At 52.5% G+C, this 12,611-nt stretch carries 9 protein-coding genes and 2 tRNA genes; all 11 read left to right on the plus strand.

Going from position 1 to position 12,611, the window contains the following annotated elements; all coding sequences use genetic code 11:
* Window positions 1-15: 15 nt before the first annotated feature.
* Window positions 16-243 carry a hypothetical protein gene (locus tag F0M18_RS16410; protein WP_149612552.1) on the plus strand — a complete coding sequence of 76 codons (228 nt, stop codon included), beginning with the start codon at window positions 16-18 and terminating at the stop codon, window positions 241-243.
* Window positions 244-327: 84 nt separating this feature from the next.
* Window positions 328-404, plus strand: a tRNA-Arg gene (locus F0M18_RS16415).
* A 98-nt stretch (window positions 405-502) separates the two neighbouring features.
* Window positions 503-1,483, plus strand: a complete 981-nt coding sequence (locus tag F0M18_RS16420; protein ID WP_149612553.1) for a tyrosine-type recombinase/integrase — start codon at window positions 503-505, stop codon at window positions 1,481-1,483.
* Window positions 1,484-1,810: 327 nt separating this feature from the next.
* Window positions 1,811-2,842 (plus strand): hypothetical protein, encoded by a 1,032-nt coding sequence (locus F0M18_RS16425; RefSeq protein ID WP_149612554.1) that lies wholly within the window; start codon window positions 1,811-1,813, stop codon window positions 2,840-2,842.
* A gap of 169 nt (window positions 2,843-3,011) precedes the next feature.
* Complete coding sequence (locus tag F0M18_RS16430) at window positions 3,012-4,988, plus strand: type I restriction-modification system subunit M (RefSeq protein WP_149612555.1); 1,977 nt, start codon at window positions 3,012-3,014, stop codon at window positions 4,986-4,988.
* Entirely contained in the window at window positions 4,988-6,277 is a 1,290-nt protein-coding gene (locus tag F0M18_RS16435; RefSeq protein WP_149612556.1) for a restriction endonuclease subunit S, read from the plus strand. Before F0M18_RS16430 ends, F0M18_RS16435 begins: the two co-directional genes overlap by 1 nt.
* A 15-nt stretch (window positions 6,278-6,292) precedes the next feature.
* Window positions 6,293-9,436: a type I restriction endonuclease subunit R gene (locus F0M18_RS16440; RefSeq protein ID WP_149612557.1), complete on the plus strand. Its 3,144-nt coding sequence runs from the start codon at window positions 6,293-6,295 to the stop codon at window positions 9,434-9,436.
* Window positions 9,437-9,442: 6 nt separating this feature from the next.
* Window positions 9,443-10,276 carry a pPIWI-associating nuclease domain-containing protein gene (locus F0M18_RS16445; protein ID WP_149612558.1) on the plus strand — a complete coding sequence of 278 codons (834 nt, stop codon included), beginning with the start codon at window positions 9,443-9,445 and terminating at the stop codon, window positions 10,274-10,276.
* Between the two features lie 82 nt (window positions 10,277-10,358).
* Window positions 10,359-11,408: a hypothetical protein gene (locus tag F0M18_RS16450; RefSeq protein WP_149612559.1), complete on the plus strand. Its 1,050-nt coding sequence runs from the start codon at window positions 10,359-10,361 to the stop codon at window positions 11,406-11,408.
* Window positions 11,409-11,448: 40 nt separating this feature from the next.
* Window positions 11,449-12,258, plus strand: coding sequence for a TIR domain-containing protein (locus tag F0M18_RS16455; protein ID WP_149612560.1), 810 nt, complete (start codon window positions 11,449-11,451; stop codon window positions 12,256-12,258).
* 128 nt (window positions 12,259-12,386) lie between these two features.
* Window positions 12,387-12,463 (plus strand) — tRNA-Arg (locus tag F0M18_RS16460).
* Window positions 12,464-12,611 lie beyond the last annotated feature (148 nt).

Here is a 12,611-nt window from a genome sequence, read left to right on the forward strand (position 1 = left end):
CAGCAGAGGTCAGCTATGACCAGACTACTCACCCTTGTTCGACTGCCTGGCGCCCTGTGCGCCTGCAAGCACCCCCTCGAGATAGGCGGCAAGAGCAGCATCGTTGAGCGCATCTACGGCGAACGCGGCTGCAGTTGGCAGGAATTCCAGGCGGCAAGCCCGCGCTGCACCGAAAACGACGTCCGCAGCGCGCGCTACTTGATGTCTTACCGCACGGCGGATAACCAAGGCCAGACAGCGTAGCTGCCAGCCCCCTGAAAGCCATGTATCGCGGTGGACTCACCATTTTCATAGAGGTATCATGCGCTGCCCCGCAGGGGGTACCCACCGCCCGTAGCTCAGCTGGATAGAGCGCTGCCCTCCGGAGGCAGAGGTCAGAGGTTCGAATCCTCTCGGGCGGGCCATATTAGTCCTTAAAATTCAGTCACTTCCGACACATCCGACTGAATCGACCTGTCACAAAATCTATGCTTGTCACAGCCTTGTCACAGAGGCATGACAAATGGCTACATTCCGTAAGCGCTCTGGCCGTTGGCAAGCGATGATTCGTCGCACCGGCCACCCCCAGCTCACTAAGACCTTTAACTCCAAAGCAGACGCAGCAAAGTGGGCGCGGCAGATGGAAACGCAGATCGAGCGCCAGCTCCACCTGCCCAGCCACAGCCAAGCTCAGATGCCGCTGTCAGAGCTGCTGGATCGCTATTGCGCGGAACACCTGCCCAGGCTCCAGGGCCATGTATCAGAGGGATACCGGCTCCAGCACCTGCGTGAGCAGCTGGGCCACCTCAAGCTCGCTGAGGTCCAGTCACACGCGCTTTCAGCATATCGGGACAGACGACTAGCGGAGGTATCACCAGCGTCGGTAAAACGCGAGGTAGCGCTTGTGCTGCGCGTACTGCGTATTGCCGCACTGGAGTGGAATATTACCTTGCCCGCTGGCATCCCTGCTGTACGGCTCCCCAAAGTGGCCAATGCACGCAGCCGCCGCGTCACTGACAATGAGATCGCTGAGCTGACCAGCCACACCGCCAGCCCCATCGCAGCCAAAGCCATCCAGTTCGCCCTGGCCACTGGTATGCGCCGTGGTGAGATCGTGCGAGCCAAGTGGAGCGATATCAACCTGGCTGAACGCACCATTCATATACCCCGGACCAAAACGGACATACCGCGTCACATTCCCATCACAGAACGTGCGATGAAAGTCATACAGAAGGCAGATAGCCAAGGGGGTGATCTGCTGTTTCCCATCGAGCCCAACAGCCTCAGTCAAGCGTTCAGACGAGCCTGTAAGCGTGCGGACATTAAAGACCTGCACTTCCACGACCTACGCCATGAAGCCATTACGCGCTTCTTTGAACTGGGATTGAGCATACCGGAAGTGGCCAGTGTCTCAGGGCATCGCGACTATCGTATGCTGGAGCGCTATACACACATTAGCAAGAAGCACCTCAGTGAACGCATTGAGCAACTGAGTCGAATCTGAGGACCTGACAGGAGCCTGACGAGTGGGTCATCCTTAGAAACACTCTGAGTAAACCTACCCCCATCGCCTTATTGCCAGCTGGCTCACGGTGTTCTTGCCTTACACTTAACCCAGTTCAGCAAAAAAATAAAAAAATATTTGCCAGTTCCATTACTAGTGATGGTTCAGGAACATGATAAAAGATATAATATAAAGGTGAGGCACGCCGTAGCGTGTACTAATAGAAACATCATCCCAACACTAATCAGAATTACCCTCGCGAATTAGGAGCCCCGTCCAACAACGGAACGGAGCATCGTTTTTTGACGTTACGAGGAGACCTGATAGATGTCAGTTCAGTCCGCCAATTTTGCAGAAATACAAAAAAAGTACTCTGCACATGCACCCACCAAGATCGCCCCAAAGCCGCATACTCTCTGGGCTCTGGCAGATTTTTACCGCTATATCTCAAAACAGCTAGTAGTTATATATGGTGACTCCAATACACCATACCAAGACATACTTGCCAATATAAAAGCTTTACCTACTACAGAAGTTCATCAGTTATTCCAGTCATATATAGATAGTCCAGCAGGCGAACTCAAACGTCTACTGCTTAATCGTCCATCCCTGCGTTCACTCTCCTCTGAACTTTCAAAGATTAATCCAGTACTCCGCGCTGTATTGTTACAGACCGCCTTAGGTGATAGAGAAATAGTCACCTTCACACAACAGTTCAGTGACAAATTCTTAAACGGAGCGGCCACTAGAGCATCTATGTTGAATGCATCAAAGAGAGCCCCATCAATTGGCCAAATCATGCATACAAAGTTCAGAACCAATTTGAAAGAAATTTTCGAGAGAAAATACGGTAATGGCTTTGTACTCCCCCAGTACTGGTTCGGTGTCGAATATGCAATTCCTAGTAGACGACATGAACGCGGTGAAGCCAGCGGGTTCCATTTACATGGTCAAATTACAGCTGATCGGGATACATTGCCGGACATCAAAGTTGCTCTATACAAGATTGCAGAGTGCTATGACAATCCCAGTGGGAAACGTCGGGCTGGAGGCTACCGCCAGCGCTTCGATAACCTGGCAGTCCACTTTGGCCTACCCAGCCAACAGCATTCCAATGGCCGCGGCAAAACTCCTTGCATATCCACTCACCCACCTTCTGACTGGATAGAGCCACAGCAGTATGACTACAGCTGGGCAAGGTATTCCGCCAAAGACACCCAGTTCACTTCGTATATGGCTGGAGAACGGCTTGGCATTAAACTGGGGTCTTCAGTCTTCTACGAGTCCCCTGGGATTAATCAAGAGGCGCAAGCCTGTTTACGCATTCTCAGACTATTTATGAAGTTTCTCACTCAATAGTGGCTATGCAGAGACAGGCGATGATGATCACCTGCATCGCTTTCAGTGGGTCGCTCATCTGACTGGTAACAAGTGCCCCAGAGACAAGCGGAAGAGTGGCTAATCCGCTGGTCCCATTCAAGGCACGGTTATATAGTGCTATCACCCAAATCAAGAAACGCTTTTGCGCATGACTCAGGAACAAAATTTCAGCTCAATCGCGGCATTCATATGGTCGGTGGCCGACCTCCTACGCGGCGACTTCAAGCAGAGCCAGTATGGCCGCATCATCTTACCCTTTACCTTGCTACGGCGGCTTGAATGCGTGCTGGAGCCCACCAAGGAGGCAGTGCTGGCCCAGCACCAGAAAGTTAAGGAAATGCCAGAGGAAGCAGCTCAGAAGCTCCTGCTGCATGCGGCACAGCAGCCCTTCTACAACACCTCCCCCATGGACCTGGACAAACTGGGCCAGAATCAGGTGCTGGACAACCTGGACAGCTACATCCAGTCATTCAGCCCCGATGCGCGGGAAATATTTGATTACTTTTCGTTCAGCGACTATCTGGTCCAACTCAACGACGCCAACCTGCTGTTCAAGGTGGCGGGCAAGTTCGCAACCATCGACCTGCACCCAGAAGCACTGTCCAACCACGATATGGGACTGGTGTTCGAGGAACTGATCAGGCGCTTCGCAGAATCATCCAACGAGACAGCCGGTGAGCACTTCACCCCCCGCGACATCGTGCGCCTGACAACCTCTCTGGTGTTCGCTGAGGATGATGATGCGCTGACCCAGCAGGGCATTGTGCGTTCCATCTACGACCCCACAGCGGGCACTGGCGGCTTCCTGTCATCCGGCATGGAGTACCTATACGAGTTGAACCCCAATGCCCGCCTCGCCACCTTTGGTCAGGAATTGAACAAAGAGAGTTACGCCATCTGTAAGGCGGACATGCTGATCAAAGGGCAGGACGTCGGCAACATCAAGCAGGGCAACACGCTGTCGGAGGACCAGTTGGCCTTCGACACCTTCGACTACATGCTGGCCAATCCCCCGTTCGGGGTGGAGTGGAAGAAGGTTCAGAAGGCTGTCAGCGACGAACACAAGATGAAAGGCTACGGTGGGCGCTTCGGCCCTGGCCTGCCCCGCGTGTCTGACGGCTCGCTTCTGTTCCTGCTGCACCTGATCAGCAAGATGCGACCAGCAGACGAAGGCGGCTCCCGTATCGGCATTATCCTTAACGGCTCGCCGCTGTTTACGGGCGGCGCTGGTTCTGGTGAAAGCGAGATTCGCCGCTACGTGCTGGAGAATGACCTTGTAGACGCCATAGTCGCCTTGCCCACCGATATGTTCTACAACACCGGCATCGCCACCTACATCTGGGTGCTGTCCAACCGCAAGCCGGAAGAGCGCAACGGCAAAGTGCAACTCATTAACGCCACCGAATTTTCTGACAAGATGCGCAAGTCGCTGGGTTCCAAGCGCAAGTACGTGACCGAAGAGCAGATCGAGGACATCGTGCGCATCTATGGTGGCTACGAAGAGTCTGAAATCAGCAAGGTGCTCGATGCCACTGACTTTGGCTTCCGACGCATCACAGTGGAGCGCCCGCTCAAGCTTGCACTGTACCCACATGATGAGGCCAGACTGGCGGCACTACAGGACGATAAGGGCTGGAAAAAGCTCAATGACGAGTTGCAACAGGCTATTCTCGGTGCACTGAGGGCCATCGGCGAATCCCAGATCCAGTCACGCTCCAGCTTCAACGAACAGATAAAGGCCAACATGCGAGGCACCAAGCTGCCCGCGCCTGCACTCAAGCTACTCTACAAGCATCTGGGCGAACAGGACGAGGAAGCCGAGCTGTGTGCCACCAAGGGCAAGCCGGAGCCAGCAGCCGATCTGCGCGACTATGAGAACGTACCGCTAAGGGAGTCCATTCGCGATTATTTCGACCGTGAAGTGCTACCCCATGTGTCTGATGCCTGGATCGACGAGTCTAAGAAGGATGCGAAGGACGGTGAAGTGGGCATTGTGGGATACGAGATTCCCTTCAATCGTCATTTTTACAAGTATGCACCACCCAGATCATTGGAAGAGATTGATGCTGATCTAGATAGGGTTAGTGCGGATATTCTTGAACTACTGGCTGAGGTCCACTCCTGATGAGCCAACGATACAGCTCATTCGCGGCTTACAAAGACTCGTCGAGCGACTGGCTGGGAAAAATACCAGATCACTGGCAAGAAATGCGACTTGGCACGTTGTTTAAAAGGGTAAAAGAGACGAATCATCCCAGGGCTGAGTTGTTGTCAGTATATCGAGATCATGGTGTAGTCCCCAAATCCAGTCGCGATGACAATTTCAACAAAGCGTCAGAGGACTTATCCAGCTATCAACTCGTCCGAAAAGGTGACCTTGTCCTTAACAAAATGAAGACCTGGCAAGGTTCCATCGCCATATCTGACTATGAAGGCATCGTAAGCCCAGCGTACTTCACCTATAGGTCGAAGCCGAAGATTGTCGACAAAATTGCGCATCCACAGTTTTTGCATTACCTATTGCGCTCTGGCAACTATATCTCTCAATATCTCCGGTGTTCCAAGGGTATTCGCGTTAATCAATGGGACCTTGATCCAGACCTGTTCAAGGTATTGTCTGTCCTGATTCCCCCATTGGATGAGCAACGCAGGATCGCCGCCTTCCTCGACCACGAAACCGCCAAGGTCGACACCCTGATCGCCAAGCAGGAGCGCCTGATCCAGTTGCTAGAGGAGAAGCGCCAAGCAGTGATTTCGCATGCCATCGAAAGACGTGAAGGAGATCGGATGGCAAGGCTGGCGCACTTCATCAACCTGCTGCCAGGGTACGCATTTAAGAGTCAGACATTTTCCAAGAACCCAAACGACACACCACTTCTCAGGGGCATAAACGTCGGTGTGGGCAGTACCAAGTGGGATGAAACCGTTAATTTTTCTGGCGAATCGCGCGCAGTACAAGAGTTCTTTCTGGAGGCAGGCGACATCGTCTTGGGAATGGATCGCCCCTGGATCAAGGAGGGCGCAAGAGTAGCCAAGATTGCAGCCAGCGACCTTCCCTGCCTTCTAGTGCAGCGAGTTGCAAGACTCCGAGCAATCAACGGCCTCGACCAGGACTTCTTGCTACTAGCGCTAAAGAGCAATGAATTTAGATCATATATCGAAAGCGATCTCACGGGAGTGAGTGTTCCCCACCTTAGTCCAGAACAAATAAAAGGCTTCAGAATACCTGTCATCGATCGCGATGAGCAAAAAAGACGCGTGACACAGGTAAAAACTGTAACAACTAAGATCGACCTGACTGTCCAAAAGTCCAGAAAAAGTATCGCCCTGCTGTCAGAACGACGCGCATCCGTGATCTCTGCTGCCGTCACAGGTAAGATCGACACTAGGGACTGGAAGCCATACAACGTATAACAACAGGAGAAGTACGTGGCAGACGCCAAGGAAGCGCAATTTCAGCAGGACATCATCGACAGCCTAACTGCTAATGGCTGGCTGCTTGGGTCATCTGACCAGTACGACCGCGAGCTGGCCATCTTCCCAGAAGACCTGATTGGCTATGTAAAGGACACGCAGCCCGACCAGTGGGACAAACTGGCCAAGCACTTCCCCGATTCCACGAATGAAGCCCTGCTCAAGACCGCCGCCAAGTGGCTCGACAAGCAGGGCACCTTGTGGGTGCTGCGCAATGCGTTCAAAGATCGCGGCGCTCGCTTTCGCCTCTGCACCTTTAAGCCCGACCATGACCTGAACCCAGAACTGACCGAGCGCTACCATAAGAACCGCCTCCGTGTCGTCCCTGAACTCGTATACAGCCCACATGGTTACGAGGGCAGGCTTGATCTCACCCTGTTCGTCAACGGTCTGCCTGTGGCCACGCTGGAGCTGAAATCGGAGTTCAAACAGGCACTGGACAACGCCAAGTATCAGTACATAAAGGATCGCCAGCCGCGCGACCCAACTACCAAGAAGGCGGAGCCGCTGCTAACGTTCAAGCGAGGTGCACTGGTGCACTTTGCCGTGAGCCAGATGGAGGTCGCCATGACCACCAAACTGGCGGGCATGAAAACCTACTTCCTGCCCTTCAACCGGGGCACAGCTGACGGTGGCGCAGGCAACGATCTGCCAGAACAGGGCTATCCCACCGCCTATCTGTGGGAGGAAATCTTCCAGCCAGACAACTTCCTCAACATCGTAGGCCGCTACCTCCACCTGGAGGTGAAGACCGACGAGGACGCGCTGGGCAAGAAAACCACCAAGGAGACCATGATCTTCCCCCGCTATCACCAGTGGGATGCGGTGAGGTCGCTATTGGGCACTACGGTGGCAGAGGGTCCAGGGGAGAAGTACCTCGTTCAACACTCGGCAGGGTCCGGCAAGTCCAACTCTATCGCTTGGTTGTCGCACCAGCTATCGGCATTGCATCGACCCGATGGCGACAAGCTGTTCAACTCGATCATTGTCATCACAGACCGTACCGTGCTGGACTCCCAGCTACAGGAGACCATCTACCAGTTTGAACATGCGGAGGGGGTGGTAGCCCGTATCAACCGGGAGGAAGGGGATGGCAGCAAGTCGGAGCAGCTTGCCTCGGCCCTGGCAGCAGGCACCCCCATCATCATTGTCACTATCCAGACCTTCCCCTATGTGCTGCAAGCCATACAGGAGTCGGCCGGTCTCAAGGAGCGCACCTTCGCTGTGATCGCCGATGAAGCCCACAGCTCTCAGACGGGCGCTACAGCGCGCAAGCTGCGCGAGGTACTGATGGCCGAACTACTAGATGATGACGCTGAGATCACCGCTGAGGACATTCTGGACGCCACACTGGCCGCAAGGTCCGGCTCCGAGAACATCAGCTACTATGCCTTCACGGCCACCCCGAAGGCCAAGACACTGGAGCTATTTGGCCGCTGCCCCAATCCTTCTGCGCCACCCTCTGACGAGAACGCGCCAGCCGCCTTTCATATTTACAGCATGAGGCAGGCTATCGAAGAAGGCTTCATTCTGGATGTGCTCCAGAACTACACCAACTACAACACCGCGTACAAACTAGCCCACGCCAATCCCGATCTCGATGAAGACGTCGAGAAGAAGAAAGCCGCCACTGAGATCGCCAAGTGGGTGCGGCTCCACCCCCACAACATCGCACAAAAGGTCGAAATCATTGTGGAGCACTTTCGCACCCGTGTGGCTCATCTACTTAATGGCGAGGCAAAGGCCATGGTTGTCACAGGCAGCCGCAAGGAAGCGGTGCGATATAAACTGGCCATGGACAAGTATGTCAGCAAAAAGGCATACGAGAACATCAACGCCATGGTCGCCTTTTCGGGTGAGGTAGTGGATAAGGACTCCGGCCCAGAGCCGTTCACCGAGCGGAACATGAACCCAGGCTTGAAAGGGCGCGACATGCGCGACGCCTTCGACACGCACGACTATCAGGTGATGATTGTCGCCAACAAGTTTCAGACCGGCTTTGACCAACCCAAGCTCGTCGCCATGTACGTGGACAAGAAGCTGGCGGGGGTGGATTGCGTGCAAACACTTTCGCGCCTGAACCGTACTCACCCTGGCAAGGACCAGACCTTCGTACTCGATTTCGTCAACGAGCCAGAGGGCGTACTGGAAGAGTTCCAGAAGTACTACCAGACCGCCGAACTGGCGGCAGTCTCTGACCCCAATCTCGTCTATGACCTAATGGAGTCGCTGAAGGACGAACGCATCTTCCAATGGAGCGAGGTAGAGTCGTTCGCCGCCGCGTACTTTGACCCCAAGGCAGCACAGGCTGCGCTGATCGCCGCCTGCAAGCCTGCTGTGGACCGTTATGGCGCTCGCTACACCGATGCCATGGATGCGCTGAAACTGGCCCAAAACGCGCTCAAGGACGCTCTCGCGACTGGCAACGACAGCGCCATCAAGCACGCCGAGCATTCGCTCAGCCAAGCGAAAGAGGCCAAGGACATTCTTGATACCTTCAAGAAGAACCTGCGGTCATTCAGCCGATTCTATGAGTTCATATCGCAGGTAGTGGACTTCAACGACGACGAGCTTGAAAAGCTCAACGTATATGCAGCTCACCTGGCACCCCTACTACGCGAGGAGGTAGTCCGAGAACAGGTGGACCTGAGTCAAGTCGTAATGACCCACTACAAGCTCAACGAAGTGCGCCAACAGCGCCTTGTGATGGATAAGAAGGGCGGTTACCTGGAAGGAGCCACCAGCATCGGCGGCCACACCCCCAAGGAGCAGGAGTATGACAAGCTGGCGGCGATTCTGGAGCGTGTGAACGACCTCTTCGCTGGCGAACACCTGACCGACAAGGACAAAGTGAACTGGCTGAATTCACTGAAAGACAAAGTCGCCGAGAATGAAGCTGTGATGGATCAGATCAGCAGGAATACAAAGGAACAGGCCATGCTGGGCGACTATCCGGCCGCCGTTGAGAGCGCCGTCATCGGCTCCATGGAAGCACACAGCGACCTCGCCATGCAGTTTCTGTCAGACAAGCAAATATCAAGCGCCGTGGCAGAGGCACTGCTTGCCCTTCTAACCTCCAATGCCGACACTGCGAGCTAGTAGTCAATGAAACTTAAAAAGCTGATCTCGCTAGATTTCGTGAGGGAGTTCGAATCGCTATTGGAGACAGACTTTGAGCGGAAGCTATTGGTCAACAGCCTAAGAAATTATGCCTCTCACGGAAACCCGCTCCGATTTCATAACTTTGCATTCTCGATGAGGGAGCTGGTATTACACTTGATCGAGCGCCGGGCAAGTTCCAAGAAGGTTTTAGATGCATGTTGGTATGCCCGGGAAAGCCCGGACAGAGAAGTTACTAGAAGGCAGCAGTTGAAATACTGTGCACAAGCAAACTTGGCCGATGAGTATCTTGGGGACGACACAGTTGATGCAATCAACGCGAATATCGCCGAGTTCCTCTCGGAGTTCCGATTCTTCAACAAGTTTACTCACATCACAGAGAAACACCTAGAGCCATGTCCCAAGCGGTTTTTCGAAGATGCAAAGTACATCGTATCGTTGTCGAGCGAGTGTTTAGGCCGAATAAGCGATCTGGAGCAACTGGTAATCGGCAGGATTGAGGAACTGGTCCACAAGTCCGTAGTTACCACTGCACTAGAAGCCGTACCTGAAGAACTATCACTATTGGCGAACCATGTGTTCGTCGATTTCACCGAAGTGGAAGAGATCGTTTGCGATGCAATTGATCATGAAATAATCCATGTAACTGCTCACGGATTTGTACATGTTTCTCAGGAGTACGGATCGAAACATGATGGCTGCACTATAAACGAGAGCTACCCCTTTGAGTTGGCCTTAACTGCACCTGTAACGAACCCTGAAGACTTAACTCCCTCCGCTGATGAACTAACGATTGACACCTCCTCGTGGTACGAATAGGAACATCGCCCCATAACCCGGAGCAACTCATTTGACCCCTAGTAGCTTGCCGATTTTCACATTGAATGCTCGCGGGAACGTGATGCTAGAAGTTACAAGAGAATATTTTGGGCTCAACCCTGGCCAGATGTATCACGGTATCCAGGCCACACATGCCCAAGCTGTCGACATTCTCACCTCCAAAAATATCAAGTACCTCGACCTTAGATCAGCATTAGCACCAAGAGTTGACCGCGTAGAGGCCGCATTTCTTTTTGATTCGGAATGTATTTCCTCGGACTGGTATGGCTACGAGGTAGCAAATTCCATCATCCCACTCTTCGCTCCTGAGTCAACTCATAGCATCTTATGCGGTGACCTCATAGGCGATGACCAAGAGTTGATTCGTAGTTTGCTCAGAGAATCATTGATTCCAGCAAGATCATACAATTTTAAGCACGGAACCTTGCTCTATTGCGTGTACCTCAACAATCTTAGCGATGCAGCAGTGCAGCGATTTCACGATGAACTCAGCAAGACCCCGGCATACTTGGGCTACATGCCCATGGAGTATGCATCCCCTGCTAAATTTTACTTGTCAACGATTCTTGTAAACGCTTATGTGAAGCACAGGAAGCAAATCGTGCTACCACATGAGGATGACCGTCCTAACAGCGAGAATGCCAATCTAATAGACTATCCGTTTGCCAAGTATTCATATCGCCTGAGTAGCCTCCAATCAATGTACTTCGATTTGTTTCTTAGCTACAAAATTGAACGACCTGTGCTCCCAGGCTTCACAGTTGACACAGAGATGTCACTCAATGCTGTTTCGGAGAATGTCTTGCCCATTGACGACTTTTCCATCCTATTGAGCGATGACAAATTCAATTACCTAATGAGAGAGAAACGGGGTAAATTGGAGAAAGCCGGTATCGCTAGTGTGACCAGGAACGGACTCTCCCAACTAATCCAAGAAAAGATAAACGGCAGCTATATCTACAACATGACGCATTTAGCGGATCATGATGTTACGAAATTCAATGTGATTATTGAGCTACCAAGAACCGACGGGGGGCACCCCACAAGGATGCTAGCTTCGCTTGAGTACCAGCCAAATCAAAAGCAGCTCAGAGTAATCACCCTGCACTGAGCCACCAATAAAATTGACTTCCATTTAGGCGACCACTCCCATGAGTATCGAGTACTTAGAGACGGATTTCGACAAGGTTAGCTATCTTGTAAATTTGCTAACTGCGCGAGCGACAGGGTTAGCAGCAAGTTCCAGCGACTTTGAAATCCTACGACATCAATTGCTTAGCAATCCAGAGATCGCCTCAGAGATGCCGACCTGGCTCCGTCAGCATCGAAATCTTGATTCCTTCTGGGGATTTATCAAACAAAAATTCAGCTCTTATGCCGAACGACGTACCTTCATTTCGGAGCAATTTACTCCGGTGTTGGACATGCTTGAATTTGGCTCACAACCCCTATTCACTCCCAAGCCCAGCGTAAATCTACCGCAACAACAGTTGCCCTACTCCCCAGTCGCCCGGAATAAGAGGAAAGTATTCATTGTTCACGGCAGGGATAATGAGGCGAAGCAAGAAGTAAGCCGATTCGTGGAAAGGCTAGGACTAGAAGCAATCATCCTTCACGAGCAGGCGAATGTAGGCATGACAATAATTGAAAAAATTGAGCACTATTCGAAGGATGCTGACTTTGCACTAGTGCTCTATACGCCATGTGACCTGGGTCGAGGTGTTCACGAGCAGAAAGTAGCGCCAAGAAATAGAGCACGCCAGAATGTTGTTTTTGAACATGGATACTTGATTGCCAAGCTCGGACGGGAGAACGTGTGTTCATTGGTAAAGGGACCTATCGAAACCCCCAATGATGTCAGTGGAGTTGTTTATGTTCAGTTGGATGAGCCGGGTGCCTGGAAGTTGGAAGTGGCCAGGGAACTCCAAGCATGTGGATATCAGCTCAATCAGTTCCCTTAGTCGCTGGGGTTGACTCCGTCATCATGTCACAATCTTGTCACAGCAAACCCTTGATTACCGCCCTACCAGTGCTATGCTGAACAAACCCAACAACCACAGGCTTTTGATTTCCATAGAATTTTTGACATTGGCCCGTAGCTCAGCTGGATAGAGCGCTGCCCTCCGGAGGCAGAGGTCAGAGGTTCGAATCCTCTCGGGCGGGCCATATAAACCAAGGTGTATCCCGGACACATGGTTTACACCTTATACCGGAGACATGGTTTACACTTCCGGTAAAAAAGGATTGGCGGCGGGTTCGACCCGCCCCACATCCTCATCAAAGAATCCTAGATCATATTCCATAAAGCTGACCA

The sequence above is a fragment of the Pseudohalioglobus sediminis genome (genome assembly GCF_008370495.1).
In the GTDB taxonomy this organism is placed as follows: Bacteria; Pseudomonadota; Gammaproteobacteria; order Pseudomonadales; family Halieaceae; genus Halioglobus.